We start from the raw sequence: 18,413 nt of genomic DNA, 5'->3' as shown, positions 1-18,413 counted from the left end.
CGACACGCCGGGGAATCCGCGCACAAGTGGCATCTCGCGGCGGGGGGACAGGACGTCCGCCCGCCCGATAGGGTGAGCGGACAACCGAATACCGGGCCGCATACGCGACGCGGGAGAGCCGACTCCGGTCGGCACCGAAGGAGCAAGCCTCCCCGCCAATCTCTCAGGTCTTGTACCGCGTCGAACTGGCCACTCTGGAAAGCGATCCGCTCGAGGATCCGCCGATGGTGAAAGCGACCGCCCCGCGAGGGGCGCCGCGAATCTCTCAGGCACCACGACAGAGGGGGAGTTCCCACGGCACTGCTGTGCCACGCATCACCGACCTGTGCGGGCGCGTGCGCAGCACTGCGACGAATTGGAGAACTCCCATGTCTGACGACAGCTCTGCCGAGAAGAACCCCGCCGAGTCCGGCGCCCCCGAGTCCGGCGGCATCGAGATCGACTCGCCCGACGCCACCGCGCCGAGCACCGAGCCCCGCCGCTCCCCGCTGCACGACGTGCACGTCGCGGCCGGCGCCTCCTTCACCGACTTCTCCGGCTGGTGGATGCCCGTCCGCTACTCCGGCGACCTCGCCGAGCACCACGCCGTCCGCACCGCCGCCGGCCTCTTCGACCTCTCCCACATGGGCGAGATCCTCGTCGTCGGCCCCGAGGCGGTGGACGCCCTCGACTACGCGCTCGCGAGCGACCTCTCCGCCGTCGCCGTCGGCCGCGCGAAGTACACCCTCCTGCTCGACCGCACCGGCGGCGTGATCGACGACCTCGTCGTCTACCGCACCGGAGAGGACCGCTTCCTGATCGTCGCGAACGCCGGCAACCGCCACGTGGTCGCCGGGCAGCTGCGCGACCGCACGGCGATGTTCGAGTGCGAGCTCTACGACGAGAGCGACGACGTCGCGCTGATCGCGATCCAGGGCCCGCGCTCGCTCGAGATCCTGCAGAACCTGCAGGGCCTCGCGATCGAGGTCGTTCGCGGCGAGGAGTCGGTGCTCGACACCGACGACGCGGCGCGCCTGCTCGAGGAGCTGCGCTACTACCGCGCCGTGCCCGCCAGCTTCGAGGCGCACCCGATCCTGATCGCCCGCACCGGCTACACCGGCGAGGACGGCTTCGAGATCTACGTCGCCCCCGACACCGCCCCGGCCCTCTGGGAGGCGCTCGCCGAGACCGGCGCCGGCGCGGGTCTCGTCCCCGCCGGGCTCGCCGCCCGCGACACCCTGCGCCTCGAGGCCGGCATGCCGCTCTACGGCCACGAGCTCTCCCGCGACGTCTTCCCGGCGCAGGCCGGCCTCGGCCGCGTCGTCGCCCTCGGCAAGCCGATCGACTTCGTCGGCCGCGCGGCCAGCGAGGAGGGCCCCTCCGGCGACGCACCCGTGCTCGTCGGCCTGATCGGCGAGGGCCGCCGCGCCGCCCGCGCCGAGTACAGCGTGCACGGCCCCGACGACGACGTGATCGGCGTGGTCACCAGCGGCGTGCTCTCGCCCACCCTCGGCGTGCCGATCGCGATGGCCTACGTCGCGCCGGCCTCCGCGCGGCCCGGCAGCGTCGTCTCCGTCGACATCCGCGGCAGCCGGCTCCCGATGACCGTCACCGAGCTCCCCTTCTACTCCAGAAAGAAGAACTGACCATGGCCGTTCCCACCGAGCTCCAGTACACCTCCGATCACGAGTGGATCCGCGTCGAGGGCGACACCGCGACCGTCGGCATCACCGCCTACGCCGCCGGCAAGCTCGGTGACGTCGTCTTCGTCGAGCTGCCCGAGGCGGGCACCCGCGTCGAGGGCGGCAGCGTCGTCGGCGAGATCGAGTCGACCAAGTCCGTCGGCGAGCTGTTCGCGCCCGTCGACGGCGAGGTCCTCGAGACCAACTCCGCCGTCGTCGACAGCCCCGAGCTGGTCAACGCCGACCCCTTCGGCGAGGGCTGGCTGATCACCGTGCGCTTCGACGCGCTGCCCGACGGCCTGCTCGACGCGGCGGCCTACGACGAGCTGGTGGGCGAGTAGATGGCGGCCCGCACCCCCGGCGCGTTCGAGTCCCGCCACATCGGGACCGACGCCGACGCCCAGCGCACCATGCTCGCGGCCCTCGGCTACGACTCCGTCGACGCGCTGGTCGAGGCCGCCGTCCCCGAGTCGATCCACGTCCGCGATCTCGCGCCCGTCCTCCCCGCTCCGGCCACCGAGACCGAGGCGCTCGCCGAGCTGCGCGCCCTCGCCGCCCGCAACACCGTGCGCCGCCCGCTGATCGGCCTCGGCTACCACGGCACGCTCACCCCGGCCGTGATCAAGCGCAACGTCCTCGAGAACCCGAGCTGGTACACGGCCTACACGCCCTACCAGCCCGAGATCTCCCAGGGCCGGCTCGAGGCGCTGATCAACTTCCAGACGATGGTCGCCGACCTCACCGGTCTCGACACCGCCGGCGCCTCGATGCTCGACGAGGGCACCGCCGTGGTCGAGGCGATGCTGCTGGCCCGCCGCGCCTCGAAGGCCAAGACGGACGTCTTCGTCGTCGACTCCGACGCGCTGCCGCAGACCCTCGCGCTGCTGCGCGGCCGGGCGGAGGCGGTGGGCATCCGCATCGTCGAGCTGCCGCTCTCGCGCACCGACGCCGACGAGGTGCCCGAGTCCTTCGGCGCCCTCGTGCAGTACCCCGGCGCCTCCGGCCACCTCTGGGACCCGTCCGCCGTCCTCGGCGCGGTCAAGGCGCACGGCGGCCTCGCCGTCGTCGCGGCCGACCTCCTCGCGCTCACCCTCGTCCGCTCGCCCGGCGAGCTCGGCGCCGACGTCGCCGTCGGCACCACCCAGCGCTTCGGCGTCCCGATGGGCTTCGGCGGACCGCACGCCGGCTACCTCGCCGTCCGCAAGGGCCTCGAGCGCCAGCTGCCCGGCCGCCTCGTCGGCGTCAGCCAGGACGCGGCGGGGAACCCCGCCTACCGGCTCTCGCTGCAGGCGCGCGAGCAGCACATCCGCCGCGAGAAGGCGACCTCGAACATCTGCACCGCGCAGGTCCTGCTCGCCGTGATGGCCGCGATGTACGCGGTCTACCACGGCCCCGACGGCCTGGCCCGCATCGCCGAGCAGGTGCACTCCCGCGCGGCGCTGCTGGCGCGGCTCCTGCTCGACCGCGGCCACGCGCTCCGGCACGCCGACTTCTTCGACACCGTCGCGGTCGTCGTCCCGCGGGGCGCGGAGGCGGCCGTCGCCCGCGCCCGCGAGGCCGGCTTCGACCTGCGCCTCGTCGACGCCGACACCGTCGCGGTCGCCCTCGACGAGACGGTCACCCCGGAGGAGGTCGTCGCGGTCGCCGTCGCGATCGGCGACCTCGACGCCCAGCACGGCGTCCTCGCCGGCGCCGCGCGGAGCATCCCCGGCGCGCTGGAGCGGACCACGCCGTTCCTGGTGCACCCCGTCTTCAACACCCACCGCAGCGAGACCTCGATGATGCGCTACCTCAAGCGCCTCGCCGACGCCGACTACGCGCTCGACCGCGGCATGATCCCGCTGGGCTCCTGCACGATGAAGCTCAACGCCGCCGCCGAGATGGAGGCCGTCAGCTGGCCCGAGTTCGCCGGCCTGCACCCGTTCGCGCCCGAGGCCGACGTCGAGGGCTCCCTCGCCCTCATCGACCAGCTCGAGCGCTGGCTCGCGCACCTCACCGGCTACGACTCCGTCTCGCTGCAGCCGAACGCCGGCTCGCAGGGCGAGCTCGCCGGGCTCCTCGCGATCCGCGGCTACCACCGCTCGCGCGGCGACGAGGCGCGCACCGTCTGCCTCATCCCCTCGAGCGCGCACGGGACGAACGCGGCCAGCGCGGTCCTCGCCGGCATGCGCGTCGTCGTGGTGGCCTGCGACGAGCTCGGCAACGTCGACCTCGACGACCTCCGCGCCAAGATCGCCGCGCACGCCGAGCACCTCGCCGCCCTGATGATCACCTACCCGTCCACGCACGGCGTCTACGAGCACGAGGTCGCCGAGATCTGCCGCCTCGTGCACGAGGCGGGCGGCCAGGTCTACGTCGACGGCGCGAACCTCAACGCACTGCTCGGCTTCGCCCGCTTCGGCGACTTCGGCGGCGACGTCTCGCACCTCAACCTGCACAAGACGTTCTGCATCCCGCACGGCGGCGGCGGCCCCGGAGTCGGCCCCGTCGCGGCGAAGGCGCACCTCGCGCCCTTCCTGCCGGGCCACCCGCTCGCGCAGCGGCTCGAGCACGCCGTCGGGCAGCAAGGGGAGACCGTCGTCCACGGCGGAGTCCCCGTCTCCGCGGCGCCCTACGGCAGCCCCGGCATCCTGCCGATCTCCTGGGCCTACGCCCGGATGATGGGCGAGGAGGGGCTCCGCGCCGCGACCGGCGCGGCCGTCCTCTCCGCCAACTACGTCGCCGCCCGCCTGCGCGAGCACTACCCGGTGCTCTACACCGGCGGCAGCGGCCTCGTCGCGCACGAGTGCATCCTCGACATCCGTCCGCTCACCGCGGCGACCGGGGTGACCGTCGACGACGTGGCCAAGCGCCTGATCGACTACGGCTTCCACGCCCCGACGATGAGCTTCCCCGTCGCGGGCACGCTCATGGTCGAGCCGACCGAGAGCGAGGACCTCGCCGAGATCGACCGCTTCATCGACGCGATGATCGGCATCAAGGCCGAGGCCGTCCGGGTCGGCGCAGGGGAGTGGCCGGTGGACGACAACCCGCTGCGCGGCGCCCCGCACACCGCGGAGTGCCTGGTCGCCGACGAGTGGACGCACCCCTACAGCCGCGAGGAGGCCGCCTACCCGGTCCGCTCGCTGGTCCGCGGCAAGTACTGGCCGCCGGTCCGCCGCGTCGATCAGGCCTACGGCGACCGCAACCTCGTCTGCGCCTGCCCGCCCATCGAGGCCTTCGCCTGATCCGCGCCTGACGCCCGCCGACGATCCGTCGCGGACGGTCGTGTCCGTTCTCCGGACACGGCCGTTCCTGACGGATCGAGCCGGGGCTGTTCCTGCGAGCCGAGGTGTCGCTCCGTACCTCGGGCTCGTGAATTCACTCTCGGCTCGCTGAATGCTGCGGTTTCTGCGTGCCGAGGGTGATTCTGCGAGCCGAGGTGTCGCTCCATGCCTCCGGCTCGTGGATTCACTCTCGTCGGCTCGGCGTCGGACGACGAGCGGCGTCAGGGTGTGGAGGTGACAGAGGCCGTGGGCGTCGGCGTCGCGAACAGCTCCGGCCAGAGGGCGACCGCCAGCGGATACCCCACGAACGACACGATGTCGATGATCGAGTGCGCGATCACCAGCGGCAGCGTGCGGCCGAAGCGCTGGTAGAACAACCCGAAGACCACGCCCATGATCACGTTCCCGATGAACGGCCCGATGCCCTGGTACAGGTGGTAGCTGCCGCGCAGCAGCGCGCTCGCGAACAGGATCCGCCAGCGCCCCCAGCCCAGGTCGCCCAGGCGCGCGAAGAGGTAGCCGATCACGATCACCTCCTCCTGCACCCCCGCCCGGATCGCGGAGAGCACCAGCACGGGCACCGTCCACCAGTAGGCGTCCAGCGGCGAGGCCACGACCGCGACCGTGATCCCGAGCGCCCGGCCCAGCGCGTACAGCCCGATGCCGGGAGCGCCGATCGCCACCGCGAGCACGAGTCCTGTGCCGAGGTCGGGGAACGGCCGGCGGAGGTCGAGCCCGAGCCGCCCGAGCGGCCGACGACCGCCCTGCCAGAGCAGGAAGACGCAGAGCAGCACGGGCACGAGGTCGAAGAACAGCGCGAGCAGCTGGTAGATCAGGTCGAAGGCGGGCCGGTCGCTCAGCGCCCCGTTGATCGTGGTCGACTGCTGCCCGAGCGCCTCCGATCGAGTCAGCTTGTTCGTGATCGACACGACCGAGTAGACCGCGGACGCGCCGAGCGAGAGGCCGAGGACCAGGAGGATCTCGATCCCGATCCGGCGCCGGGACTGGACGATCGCTGGAGGATCGATGGACACGCGGGAACCCCTTCCTGACGTCGTCGCCGTGCGTCGAGCACCTCGCACGCGCACGTTTCGTGCGAATCCGCGCAAGGATTCCACCTCCCGGTTACCGCTGTGTAACGGTTTCCCCATCGTTTTGTGGCGATAGGCGGTCGATACATAGTCTCGTCAGAGGCATTCGCGCGACGACCACCAGTCTCGTGCGCCGACGCCGTCGCCACGCGCACGGCACTCCACGCGTCAGGGAAACCACTTCTCGCGCGCCCTCACACCACTGGAGGAATTGTGAAAATCAGACGTTTCGGCCTCGGAGCTCTGGCGCTCGTCGCCGCGAGCACCCTGGTCCTGGCCGGCTGCAGCAGCTCGAACGACTCGGGCGGGGGTGACGCGGGAGGCGACTCCGGCGCGATCATCACCACCAACGGGTCCGAGCCGCAGAACCCGCTGATCCCGACCAACACCAACGAGGTGGGCGGCGGCAAGATCCTCGATGAGATCTTCGCCGGTCTCGTCTACTACGACGCCGAGGGTGCGCCGCAGAACGACGTCGCCGAGTCGATCGAGTCGACCGACGCGCAGAACTACACCATCACGATCAAGCCCGACCTCACCTTCACGAACGGCGACCCGGTCACGGCGAACTCGTTCGTCGACGCGTGGAACTACGGCGCGAAGCTCTCGAACAACCAGCTGAACAGCTACTTCTTCGAGGACATCCAGGGCTTCAGCTACGACGAGGACTCCGAGCTCACCGGCCTCGCGGTCGTCGACGACACGACGTTCACCGTCGCGCTCACCGAGCCCAAGTCGGACTTCCCGCTGCGTCTGGGCTACTCGGCGTACTACCCGCTGCCCGCCGCCGCGTTCGAGGACATGGACGCCTTCGGCCAGAACCCGATCGGCAACGGCCCGTACATGCTCGCCGGCGACGACGCGTGGCAGCACAACGTGCAGATCGACCTCGTCGTGAACCCCGACTACACCGGCGGTCGCACCCCGGTCAACGGCGGCCTCACGGTCACCTTCTACGCCACGCAGGACGCGGCGTACTCCGACCTCCAGGGCGGCAACCTCGACGTCCTCGACGCCATCCCGGACTCGGCCTACGGCACCTACGAGAGCGACCTGGGCGACCGTGCGGTCAACCAGCCCGCCGCCGTCTTCCAGTCCTTCACCATCCCGGACCGCCTCGCGCACTTCGGCGGTGAGGAGGGCCAGCTGCGACGCCAGGCCATCTCGATGTCGATCGACCGCGCGCAGATCACCGACGTGATCTTCGAGGGCACCCGCACCCCCGCCTCCGACTTCACCTCCCCGGTGATCGACGGCTGGAGCGACTCGCTCGAGGGCGCCGACGTCCTCGAGTTCAACGCCGACGAGGCGAAGGCGCTGTGGGCTCAGGCCGACGCGATCAGCCCCTGGGACGGAACCTTCAAGATCGCCTACAACGCCGACGGCGGCCACCAGGGCTGGGTCGACGCCGTGTCGAACTCGATCAAGAACACGCTCGGGATCGACGCCGAGGGCGAGGCGTACCCGACCTTCGCCGAGGCGCGCACCAAGATCACGGACCGCACCATCGAGACCGCGTTCCGCACCGGATGGCAGGCCGACTACCCGGGTCTGTACAACTTCCTGGGCCCGCTGTACGCGACCAACGCGTCCTCGAACGACGGCGACTACTCCAGCGCCGAGTTCGACCAGCTCCTCGCGGAGGGCGCTGTCGACACCGACCTCGACTCGGCCAACGAGAAGTTCCAGCAGGCGCAGGAGGTCCTCCTGAAGGACCTGCCCGCGATCCCGCTGTGGTACTCCAACGTGACCGGCGGCTACGGCGAGAACGTGTCGAACGTCCAGTTCGGCTGGAACTCGGTGCCGCTCTACTACGAGATCACCAAGAACTAAGCTGCTAGAAACCGGGGCGCTTCGCCCGTGCGGTCGACTTCGGTCTTCGGTACGGGCGAAGCGCCCTGTTTCGGTCCGAATCGAATGAGGTCCCCCACCATGCGACACCGGAATCGGCAGGGCTGAGATGCTCGCCTACATCGTCCGACGCATTCTCCAAGCCGTCCCCGTGCTCATCGGCACGACGTTCCTCATCTACTTCATGGTCTTCGCCATGCCGGGGAACCCGCTCCTCTCGCTCTTCGGCGACAAGACGCCGAACCCGGCGCTCCTGGCCCGCCTCGAGGAGCAGTACCACCTGAACGACCCGTTCTTCGTCCAGTACCTGTACTACCTGGGCGGCGTCGTCCGCGGCGACTTCGGGATCTCGTTCTCGGGCCAGTCGGTCAACGACATCCTCGCCCGCACCTTCCCGGTCACGCTGACCCTCGCGATGATGGCGATCATCATCGAGATCGTGCTCGCGCTGACCATCGGCCTCATCAGCGGCCTGCGCAAGGGCTCGTTCTTCGACGCCAGCGCGCTGGTCGTCAGCCTGCTGCTCGTCTCGGTGCCGATCTTCGTGCTCTGCTTCATCGCGCAGACGTTCTTCGCCGTCCAGCTCGGCTGGTTCCCGCCCACGGTCGGCGGCCAGGCGACGTTCGAGCGGTTGCTGCTGCCGGCCATCGTGCTCGCGCTGTTCGTGGTCGCCTCGGCGATCCGCCTCACCCGCGGCTCGGTCATCGAGACCGCCGGCTCCGACTTCGTGCGCACCGCCTACGGCAAGGGGCTCTCGCGACGACGCGTCATCCCCGTGCACATCCTGCGCAACTCGCTGATCCCCGTCACGACCCAGTTCGGCGCCGACTTCGGCCTGCTGATCGTCGGCGCGACGGTGACCGAGGGCATCTTCAACGTTCCCGGCGTCGGGAACACGCTCTACCAGGCGATCATCCGAGGGGAGCGACCGACCGTCGTCTCCTTCGTCACGGTCATGGTGCTGTTCTACCTCGTGGTGAACATCCTCGTCGACCTGCTCTACGCCGTACTCGACCCGAGGATCCGCTATGCCAAATGAGTTCTCCGGCGGCGCGCAGAAGGCCCGCCGCATCGACCACTTCGTCGCCCCGCTCGAGGAGACGCCGATCGCCACGATCGACGCCGTCTCGCTCGACGACAAGCCCAGCAATCTCTGGACCGACGCCTGGCAGGACCTGCGCAAGCGCCCGATGTTCTGGATCTCGGGTGCGCTGATCCTGCTGATCCTCGCGGTCGCGCTGATCCCGTCGCTGTTCACGTCCGTCGACCCCCGCGCCTGCGACCTCGGTCTCAGCAACCAGGGTCCCGGCGACGGCAGCGTCCTGGGCTACACGAAGCAGGGCTGCGACGTCTACGCCCGGATCATCCACGGCACGTCTACGTCGCTCTCGGTCGGCCTCATCGTGATCCTGATCACGACGCTCACCGGCGTCGTCGGCGGCGCGCTCGCCGGCTTCTTCGGCGGCTGGGTCGACACCGTGATCATGCGCGCGGGCGACATCTTCTTCTCGATCCCCTACATCCTCGCCGCTGTCGTCATCATGTCCGTCTTCTCGGCCCACCGGAACGTGTTCGTCATCGCCCTGGCGATCGGCGCGTTCGCGTGGCCCACCACCGCCCGCGTCCTGCGGTCGGAGGTCCTCCGGGTGAAGCAGTCCGACTTCGTCGGCGCCGCGACGGCCACCGGCCTGTCGAGGATGGCGATCCTGTTCCGCCACGTGCTGCCCAACTCCATCGCCCCCGTGATCGTCGTCACGACGATCTCGCTCGGCGCGGCCATCACCGCGGAGGCGACGCTGTCGTTCCTCGGTGTCGGTCTGCCGGGCTCGGTGATGTCGTGGGGCAACGACATCAGCCAGGCGCAGCGCGACCTGCGGACCAATCCGCAGACGCTGATCTACCCGTCCGCCGCGCTGACCATCACCGTGCTGAGCTTCATCCTGATGGGTGAGGCCCTGCGCGACGCGCTCGACCCGAAGGCGAGGGCCCTCCGATGACGAACACGACACCCACCACGCCGAAGGGCCCGCTGCTCGAGGTCACCGACCTCGAGGTCGGCTTCCAGACCGGCAGCGGACTGGTCAAGGCCCTCCGCGGCGTCAGCCTGACGATCGAGCACGGCCAGACCGTCGCGATCGTCGGCGAGTCCGGCTCCGGCAAGTCGACGACCGCCGCGGCGATCATCGGCCTGCTCCCCGGCAGCGGCAAGGTCACCGCCGGCTCCGTGCTGTTCGACGGCAAGGACCTGGCGAAGGCGACCCGGACCGAGCTCGAGGACATCCGCGGCCGCCGGATCGGCTACGTGCCCCAGGACCCGATGTCGAACCTCAACCCGGTCTGGTCGATCGGCTTCCAGGTCGAGGAGACGATCAAGGCCAACGGCCTCGCCTCCGGCCGCAAGGAGGTGCGCGCCAAGGCGATCGAGGTGCTGCAGAACGCCGGTCTCGCCGACGCGGAGAAGCGGCTCAAGCAGTTCCCGCACCAGTTCTCCGGCGGCATGCGCCAGCGCGTGCTGATCGGCATCGGCCTGGCGGCGTCGCCGCAGCTGCTGATCGCGGACGAGCCCACCTCGGCGCTCGACGTGACCGTGCAGCGGCGCATCCTCGATCACCTCGAGACGCTGACGAAGACCGACGGCACCGCGCTGCTCTTCATCACGCACGACCTGGGCCTCGCCGCCGAGCGCGCCGAGAAGCTCATCGTGATGTACAAGGGCCGCATCGTCGAGTCGGGTGCCTCCGTGGAGGTGCTGCAGAACCCGCAGCACCCCTACACGCAGCGCCTGATCGCGGCGGCGCCGAGCCTCGCCTCGCGCCGCATCCAGTCCACGGCCGGCGCGGCGACGGAGTCGGTGCCCGGCGAGTCCGCGGCCGTCCGCGAGGTCGACCTGGTCGGCGCGGCCGGCGCCCACCACGGCGGCGCGACCACCACCGCGCGGCCGATGATCGAGCTCGACGGCCTCACCAAGGTCTTCAAGATCCGCCGCGGCGGGCTGAAGGCCGAGGACTTCACGGCCGTCGACGACGTCTCGTTCTCGATCCCCAAGGGCACCACCACGGCACTCGTAGGGGAGTCGGGCTCGGGCAAGTCGACGATCGCCCGCCTGGTGCTCGGCCTCGAGACGGCGACCTCCGGCGCGATCTCGATCGACGGCCGCCGCACCGAGAAGCTCAAGGGCAAGGAGATGCTTGCGCTGCGCCGCTCGATGCAGCCGGTGTTCCAGGACCCGTACGGCTCGCTCGACCCGCTGCACAACATCGGCAACACCATCTCGGAGCCGCTGCGGGTGCACAAGGTCGGCGACCGGACCTCGCAGCGCGAGCGGGTGTTCGAGCTGCTCGACCAGGTGTCGCTGCCGCGGGTGATCGCGGGCCGCTACCCGAACGAGCTCTCCGGCGGTCAGCGCCAGCGCGTGGCGATCGCCCGCGCGCTCGCGCTCAAGCCCGAGATCGTGGTGCTCGACGAGGCGGTCTCGGCCCTGGACGTGCTCGTCCAGGCGCAGATCCTCCGCCTGCTGGCCGATCTGCAGGCCGAGCTGGGCCTGACGTACCTCTTCATCACGCACGACCTGGCGGTGGTCCGCGTGATCGCCGACGACGTCTGCGTGATGCAGAAGGGCCGGATCGTCGAGCACGCCTCGACCGACACCGTGTTCGAGTCGCCGCAGCAGGAGTACACCCGCGAGCTGCTCGCCGCCATCCCGGGCGCCGGGATCGAGTTCGCGGTCTGATCCGCCGCTGACGGTCCGACCCGCTGAGGGTCCGGCCACCCATCGCAGAGGGCCCCGTGCCGGCCCGGCGTCACCCGATGTTCATCGGGCCGCCGGGCGGGAACGGGGCCCTCCGTCGTGCCGCCGCGAGCCTGGGGTACGATGGATGGTCCCCCTTTTTGCACGAGAACACGAGACGAGTCCGTTCACATGGCAAGTGCCACCCGCTCCGACCTGCGCAACGTCGCGATCGTCGCCCACGTCGACCATGGCAAGACCACCCTCGTGGACGCCATGCTCAAGCAGACGAACTCCTTCGACGCGCACGCCCACGTGGACGAGCGCGCGATGGACTCGAACGAGCTCGAGCGCGAGAAGGGCATCACGATCCTCGCGAAGAACACCGCTGTCTCCTACAGCGGCAAGCACGCGACCGAGGGCCCCATCACGATCAACGTGATCGACACCCCGGGCCACGCCGACTTCGGCGGCGAGGTCGAGCGCGGCCTGTCGATGGTCGACGGCGTCTGCCTCCTCGTCGACGCGTCGGAGGGCCCCCTCCCGCAGACCCGCTTCGTGCTCCGCAAGGCGCTCGAGGCCAAGCTCCCCGTCATCCTGCTGGTCAACAAGACCGACCGTCCCGATGCGCGCATCGACGAGGTCGTCGCCGAGAGCCAGGACCTGCTCCTCGGCCTCGCCTCCGACATGGCGGACGACGTCCCCGACCTCGACCTCGACGCGATCCTCGACGTCCCGGTCGTCTACGCCTCCGGCAAGGCCGGCCGCGCCTCCGCCACCAAGCCCGAGAACGGCACGCTGCCCGACGCGGAGGACCTCGAGCCGCTGTTCGAGGCGATCCTCAAGCACATCCCCGCGCCGACCTACGAGGACGACGCGCCGCTCCAGGCCCACGTCACCAACCTCGACGCCTCGCCGTTCCTCGGCCGCCTCGCCCTCCTCCGCGTCTTCAACGGCACGATCAAGAAGGGCCAGACCGTCGCCTGGGTGCACCACGACGGCTCGCACACCAACGCCCGCATCACCGAGCTGCTGATCACCAAGGCGCTCGACCGCTACCCGGCCGAGTCCGCCGGCCCCGGCGACATCGTCGCGATCGCGGGCTTCCCCGAGATCACCATCGGCGAGACCATCGCCGACCCGGAGGACATCCGCCCGCTGCCCGCGATCACGGTCGACGACCCCGCGATCTCGATGACCATCGGCACCAACACCTCGCCGCTGGTCGGCAAGGTCAAGGGTCACAAGCTCACCGCGCGCATGGTCAAGGACCGGCTCGACCGCGAGCTGATCGGAAACGTGTCGCTCAAGGTCCTCGACATCGGCCGCCCCGACTCGTGGGAGGTCCAGGGCCGCGGCGAGCTCGCGCTGGCCATCCTCGTCGAGCAGATGCGCCGCGAGGGCTTCGAGCTCACCGTCGGCAAGCCCCAGGTGGTCACCCGCCAGGTCGACGGCAAGGTGCACGAGCCCTTCGAGCACCTCACCATCGACGCTCCGGAGGAGTACCTCGGCGCGATCACGCAGCTCCTCGCCGCCCGCAAGGGCCGCATGGAGAACATGGCGAACCACGGCACCGGCTGGGTCCGCATGGAGTTCATCGTCCCCTCGCGCGGCCTGATCGGCTTCCGCACCGAGTTCCTCACCACCACCCGCGGCACCGGCATCGCGAACGCGATCCTGCACGGCTACGAGCCGTGGGCCGGCGCCATCGTCACCCGCAACAACGGCTCGATCGTCGCCGACCGGACCGGCGTCGTGACGCCGTTCGCGATCATCGCGCTCCAGGAGCGGATGACCTTCTTCGTGAACCCCACCGAGGAGGTCTACGAGGGCATGGTCATCGGCGAGAACTCGCGCAACGACGACATGGACGTCAACATCACCAAGGAGAAGAAGCTGACCAACATGCGTCAGTCCACCTCCGACACCTTCGAGTCGATGACGCCCTCGCGCCAGCTGACGCTCGAGGAGTGCCTCGAGTTCGCCCGCGAGGACGAGTGCGTCGAGGTCACCCCCGAGATCGTGCGCATCCGCAAGGTCGAGCTCGACGCGAACGCCCGCGCCCGCGCGACGAGCCGCCTGAAGAAGCAGAACTGACCCGGGGGCGCCCGCGAGGCGCCCTGCACGACGAACGACCGGCCGGAGCCCGCTCCGCCGGTCGTTCGTCGTTGCAGCCCTTCCTGCTGGTCGAGCAGCCGCACGGCGGCCCCCTTTGCTGGTCGAGTAGCCGCGCAGCGGCGTATCGAGACCCCGCCGTCAGCCCGCCGGCGTCGGCGCCGGCATCGCGCCCTCCGCCTCGAGCGTCGAGGTGATGAACGCCACGAACGCGTCCGCATCGTCCGGCTCGCCGGTGTACTGCTCGCCGTTCACGAGCACCGTCGGCGTCGACGACAGCTTCGCGACGGAGGAGTTCGCGAGCGTCCCCGAGGTCGCCCGCTCCGTCGCGGCCGCCACCCACGGCCGGAACTCGCCGCTGGTGATGCACGCGAGCACGTCGTCGTCACTCACGCCCGCCTCCGTCACGAGCGCGCGGAGCTCGTCGTCGCTCAGCCCCGTCGTCCCCTCGGCCGGCTGCTTCGCGAACAGCGCCTCGTGCACCGCGAGGAACCGGTCCGGATCCTCGTCGGCCACGCAGGCCGCCGCGTTCGCCGCCCGGCTCGAGTACTCCGACCCGGCGGAGGAGGAGTCGAGGATCGCGACCGGATGGATCTCGAGCGAGATCGCCCCCTGCGTCAGCCACGACCGCAGATTCGCCGCGTTCGCCGTCTCGAACTGCCCGCAGTACGGGCAGAGGTAGTCGACGTAGAGATCGACGGTCACGACGCCGCCCGCCCGCGTGGCCGCCTCGTCGGTCGGCACGGGCTCCTCGCCCGCCTCGATCGGCGGCGTCGTCTCGGCGGTCACCGCCGAGTCCGCCCCGGTCAGCACGATGCCGTCGCTCAGCATGTTCGCCGGACCGGTGCTCGCGATCTCCTGCTGCGACCAGACGTTCCACGCGACGAGGGCGACGACGGCGAGCACCCCGACGGCGGCGCCGCTCTGGCCCAGGACGCGGTTCCGCCGCTTCCGGCGCCGCTCCTGCTCGCGCCGCTCCCGCGCCTCGATGCGGGCGAGCTCCTGCCGCTCGCGCTTGGTCGGCTGGTTCTTCGCACTGTTCCCGGACATCGCCGTCGACGCTAGGGAGCCGACCTTGCCGCACTCGGAGAGGCAGCCGCCGACGACCTGTGCCGGCAGGGAGATTCCCTCAGGAACGCGGAGGGATCAGGCGAACAGCCCCGAGCCCACGAAGTCGCCCTCGCCCCGCACGCCGGGCGGCACCGCGAAGACCGCGGAGCCGACGTGCTTGATGTACTCGTTGAGCGCGTCCGTCGCGAGGTTCCGCTGCACCGCGATGAACTGCTCCGGCGATCGCTGGAACGACAGGAAGAACAGCCCCGCGTTCAGCCGCCCCAGCTCGTCGTTGCCGTCGACGAAGTTGTAGCCGCGGCGCAGCAGCCGAGCCCCGTTGTTGACCGTCGGGTGCGCGAGCCGCACGTGCGACTCCCGGTCGACCAGGGGAGCGCCGGTCGCGCCGGCCGCCTCGAAGTCCGGCTCGGTGAACTCCCCGCCGCCCGAGAGCGGAGCGCCGGAGCCCTTGCTGCGGCCGATCACCCGCTCCTGCTCGCCGAGCTGGCTGCGGTCCCAGGTCTCGATGATCATCCGGATCTTGCGGGCCACGAGATAGCTGCCGCCCGCGAGCCAGGCCGGCCCGTCCGCGTCCTGCACCCAGACGTGCTCCTGCACCGCGTCCGGCTCCTCGGACTTGATGTTCGCGGTGCCGTCCTTGAAGCCGAAGAGGTTCCGCGGAGTCGCCTGCGCCGTCGAGGTGGAGGAGGTGCGCCCGAAGCCGAGCTGCGACCAGCGCAGCGAGGCGCGGCCGAAGGCGATCCGGCTGAGATTGCGGATCGCGTGCACGGCGACCTGCGGGTCGTCCGCGCAGGCCTGGATGCAGAGGTCGCCGCCGCCGGCCGCCGGGATCAGCGCGTCGCCGCGGAAGCGGGGGAGGGTCTCGAGCGCGGCCGGCCGGCGGTCGGCGAGGCCGAACCGGTCGGTACCCGACTCGTCGGCGAAGAGCGAGGGCCCGAAGCCGAAGGTGATCGTGAGCGAGGAGGCGTCGAGGCCGAGCGCCTCGCCGGTGTCGTCCGGCGGAGCGGTGTCGGGCCCGCCGACGGCGCCCTCCTCGCTCACGTCGAGGCCCTGGGTCAGCCGCGATGCCGCGACGGTCCAGTCCTGCAGCAGCTCGATCAGGTCGTCGCGGGTGGCGCTGGAGGCGAGGTCGAACGCCGCGAAGTGCAGCCGGTCCTGCGCGGCCGTCGTGATGCCCGCCTGGTTGGCGCCGAAGAAGGGCACCACCCGGGTGGCGGCGGAGGAGGCGTTCGCGCTGGTCGCGGAGGTGACGGCGACCGTCCCGCCGATCCCCGCGGCGAGGCCCGCGGTGCCCGCCGAGACGAGGCCGAGCAGCCCGCGCCGCGAGAGGCGGCGGGGCTGCTCGGCGGGCTCGTCGGCGCCGATCGGCCGGTCCGGGGCGGCGTCCGGCCCGGTCGCGTTCTGGTCGGGCTCCACTACTCCGCGGGCTCCTCGACGCCGAGCACCGTGTGGGTCAGCTGCGAGAGCGGCTCGGACAGGGCGTTGACCTGGTCCGACAGCTCCTTCTTCTGCTCGTCGGTCACGCTCGAGTAGGCGACGAAGCCGGAGTCGATCGAGCCGTACTGCGCGAGCATCGTGTCGAGCTCGGCGAAGCGCCGGCCGATCTCTGTGGTGAGCGCGGCGCCGTCGTCACCGGTGGCGGTCGCGATCGGCTCGACGTTGCCGAAGGCCACCTCCGCGCCCTGCACGTTCGCGGCGAAGTCGGTCAGGTCGGTGCCCGACCACCAGTCCTCCTCGCCGGTGATCTTGCCGGCGGCGACCTCGTCGAGCAGGCCGATCGCGCCGTTGGAGATGTCGCCGACCGAGACGGTGAAGTCGGGTGCGGCGACGAGGTCGTAGAGGTCCTGCACGTCGGAGACGAGGCCGTCGGCGAACGCGGTCCGCTGCTCGGGAGTCGACGGCGCCCAGTCGAGCCAGGCGCTCGTGCCGTCGGAGTTCAGCGCGTCGGCGGCGGGGACCCAGAGGTCCTTCTCGATGCGGTGGAAGCCGGTCCAGTCCAGGCCCTCGGCGACGGCGTCCACCTCGCGGTAGTCGATCTTCGGGTCGAGGTCGCCGAACGCCTCGGCGGTCGGCTCGATGCGCTCGTAGAAGACGCGGGTCGCAGCGAAGAGGCTGCGGGCCTTCTCGTCGTCGCCGGCCGCGTACGCGTCGGCGAAGGCCGTCACGGCGGGCAGCAGCTCGCCCGACTGCGACTTCACGTAGGCGACGTAGTTGGTGACGGCGGCCTCGGTCGCGGCCTGCTCGTCCGCCGACTGCTCGGTCGCCTCGCCGGTCACGGTGAACTCGGCCAGCCCGACCGGGGCGCCGACCTGCTGGAACTTGCAGGCGGTGTAGTAGGTGCCGGGCTCCAGCTGGGCCACGTAGGAGACGCTCTGACCGGGGGTCACGTTCTCCTTCTCGCCCACGATGCGCAGCTTGTCCTCGGCGAGGATCTCGAACTCGTTGACGTCCGACCCGGTGTTCTCGAGGGCGAAGGTGACCGCGCCCGCCTCGGCCGTCGCGGCCGACACCGCGCAGGCGCCGTCGTCGATCGCGACGTCGAGGGCCGCGGCGGAGGAGGCGGCCGGGGTGTTCGGCACGCAGCCGGTGAGGAGCAGGGCGAGAGCGCCCGCCCCGGCGAGGCCGGTGGCGACGCGGGGGAGACGGCGGGGTCGAGTGCGCGGGGGCATGGTTCTCCTGGTGGTGGGAGGTCGTTCCGGCAGCGCCGGAGCGGGTTCAGACGGAGGTGGCGACGGGCGAGGCGACCGGGGCCGCACTGCCCCGACGCGGCCCGCGGGAGCGGACCTGGTGGATGAACAGGGAGCCGACGACGACGAGGTAGGCCAGCCAGGCGGTGAACTGCAGTGCCGTGGGCTCGGGCGTGTAGTTGAAGAGCCCACCGAGCACGGCGGCGACCGGGGCGGGCAGGATCGGACCCAGGTCGAACAGCGGGGTGCCCCCGCCGGGCAGCAGCGCCGCCTCCTGCAGGTCGCCGACGCCGTAGAGCAGCACGCCAGCCGCGACGACGATGAGGAAGCCGCCCGTCCAGGTGAAGAAGCGGCCGAGATCGATCCGGACGAAGCCGCGGAAGATCAGGTAGGAGGCGACGACGGCGCTGAGGATGCCGAGGAACGCACCGATCGTGCCGACCCACGCCTCCGATCCGGAGGCGGCGCTGCTCGAGGACACGCTCGCCCAGACGAACAGGGCGGTCTCGATCCCCTCGCGGCCGACGCTGACGAAGCCGAGGACGACGATCCCGAGCGCGGAGCCGCTGACGGCGGCGTCGAGCTTCGACTCGAGCTCGCCCTTGAGACTGCGGGCGTTCGCGCCCATCCAGAAGATCATCCAGGTGACGAGGCCGACGGCCAGCAGCGAGAGACCGCCGCCGAGCAGCTCCTGCGCGGTGAAGCTGAGTCCGTAGGGGCCCCAGGTGAGGATCGCGCCGATGCCGAGGGAGAGGACGACCGCGGCCGCGATCCCCGTCCAGAGCCGGGGGAGGACGTCGCGCCGCCGCAGCTTCGTCAGGTACGCGACGAGGATGCCGACGACGAGTCCGGCTTCGAGGCCTTCGCGGAGGCCGATGAGGTAGTTTGCGAGCACGCGTGTTCTCTGGTCTCTAGCGCGGGAGGACGGGGCGGATCCCGCCCCC

Annotated in this window: 13 protein-coding genes and 1 riboswitch; of the genes, 8 read left to right on the top strand and 5 right to left on the bottom strand. The window is 70.9% G+C overall.

Translation table 11 applies throughout. From position 1 onward, the window contains the following. The first annotated feature begins 100 nt into the window (after positions 1-100). Positions 101-188, top strand: a riboswitch (glycine riboswitch). A gap of 180 nt (positions 189-368) precedes the next feature. The 3 genes from gcvT to gcvP are packed head-to-tail and all read left to right on the top strand — an operon-like array spanning position 369 to position 4,888. Beyond that, positions 369-1,625: a glycine cleavage system aminomethyltransferase GcvT gene (gene gcvT / locus GSU72_RS12985; protein WP_159985448.1), complete on the top strand. Its 1,257-nt coding sequence runs from the start codon at positions 369-371 to the stop codon at positions 1,623-1,625. A 2-nt stretch (positions 1,626-1,627) separates the two neighbouring features. After that, entirely contained in the window at positions 1,628-2,002 is a 375-nt protein-coding gene (gcvH, locus tag GSU72_RS12980; RefSeq protein WP_159985447.1) for a glycine cleavage system protein GcvH, read from the top strand. Next, a complete protein-coding gene (gene gcvP, locus GSU72_RS12975) occupies positions 2,003-4,888 on the top strand; it encodes an aminomethyl-transferring glycine dehydrogenase (protein WP_159985446.1) in 2,886 nt (961 codons plus the stop codon). 260 nt (positions 4,889-5,148) lie between these two features. Here gcvP and GSU72_RS12970 read toward each other — a convergent pair whose 3' ends face one another. Beyond that, positions 5,149-5,961 carry a CPBP family intramembrane glutamic endopeptidase gene (locus GSU72_RS12970; RefSeq protein WP_244255799.1) on the bottom strand — a complete coding sequence of 271 codons (813 nt, stop codon included), beginning with the start codon at positions 5,959-5,961 and terminating at the stop codon, positions 5,149-5,151. Positions 5,962-6,231: 270 nt separating this feature from the next. On the opposite strand from GSU72_RS12970, the gene GSU72_RS12965 reads away from it, so the two are divergent. From GSU72_RS12965 to typA, 5 genes are all read left to right on the top strand, one after another. Then, on the top strand, positions 6,232-7,851 hold the full coding sequence (locus GSU72_RS12965; RefSeq protein ID WP_159985444.1) for an ABC transporter substrate-binding protein: 1,620 nt from the start codon (positions 6,232-6,234) through the stop codon (positions 7,849-7,851). Positions 7,852-7,978: 127 nt separating this feature from the next. After that, positions 7,979-8,908: an ABC transporter permease gene (locus tag GSU72_RS12960; RefSeq protein ID WP_159985443.1), complete on the top strand. Its 930-nt coding sequence runs from the start codon at positions 7,979-7,981 to the stop codon at positions 8,906-8,908. Continuing rightward, positions 8,898-9,866, top strand: a complete 969-nt coding sequence (locus GSU72_RS12955) for an ABC transporter permease (protein WP_159985442.1) — start codon at positions 8,898-8,900, stop codon at positions 9,864-9,866. The genes GSU72_RS12960 and GSU72_RS12955 overlap by 11 nt, the downstream gene beginning before the upstream one ends. Further along, entirely contained in the window at positions 9,863-11,599 is a 1,737-nt protein-coding gene (locus tag GSU72_RS12950) for an ABC transporter ATP-binding protein (RefSeq protein ID WP_159985441.1), read from the top strand. The genes GSU72_RS12955 and GSU72_RS12950 overlap by 4 nt, the downstream gene beginning before the upstream one ends. 189 nt (positions 11,600-11,788) lie before the next feature. Then, positions 11,789-13,693, top strand: coding sequence for a translational GTPase TypA (typA, locus tag GSU72_RS12945; RefSeq protein WP_159985440.1), 1,905 nt, complete (start codon positions 11,789-11,791; stop codon positions 13,691-13,693). A gap of 159 nt (positions 13,694-13,852) precedes the next feature. On the opposite strand, the gene GSU72_RS12940 is transcribed toward typA, so the two are convergent. The 4 genes from GSU72_RS12940 to efeU all read right to left on the bottom strand — a co-directional run bounded on the left by GSU72_RS12940 (position 13,853) and on the right by efeU (position 18,364). Beyond that, entirely contained in the window at positions 13,853-14,761 is a 909-nt protein-coding gene (locus tag GSU72_RS12940) for a thioredoxin domain-containing protein (RefSeq protein ID WP_159985439.1), read from the bottom strand. A gap of 96 nt (positions 14,762-14,857) precedes the next feature. Continuing rightward, positions 14,858-16,147 (bottom strand): iron uptake transporter deferrochelatase/peroxidase subunit, encoded by a 1,290-nt coding sequence (gene efeB, locus GSU72_RS12935; protein ID WP_159986812.1) that lies wholly within the window; start codon positions 16,145-16,147, stop codon positions 14,858-14,860. Positions 16,148-16,197: 50 nt separating this feature from the next. Further along, positions 16,198-17,451: an iron uptake system protein EfeO gene (gene efeO, locus GSU72_RS12930; protein ID WP_159985438.1), complete on the bottom strand. Its 1,254-nt coding sequence runs from the start codon at positions 17,449-17,451 to the stop codon at positions 16,198-16,200. Between the two features lie 46 nt (positions 17,452-17,497). Continuing rightward, the gene (gene efeU, locus GSU72_RS12925) at positions 17,498-18,364 is read right to left on the bottom strand and encodes an iron uptake transporter permease EfeU (protein ID WP_159985437.1); all 867 of its coding nucleotides are present in this window, start codon (positions 18,362-18,364) and stop codon (positions 17,498-17,500) included. Positions 18,365-18,413: the final 49 nt, after the last annotated feature.

The sequence above is a fragment of the Rathayibacter sp. VKM Ac-2760 genome, from assembly GCF_009834185.1.
Lineage (GTDB): Bacteria > Actinomycetota > Actinomycetes > Actinomycetales > Microbacteriaceae > Rathayibacter.
Note: the sequence above shows the minus strand (reverse complement) of the source record. Positions and strands in the feature narration are given on the sequence as shown.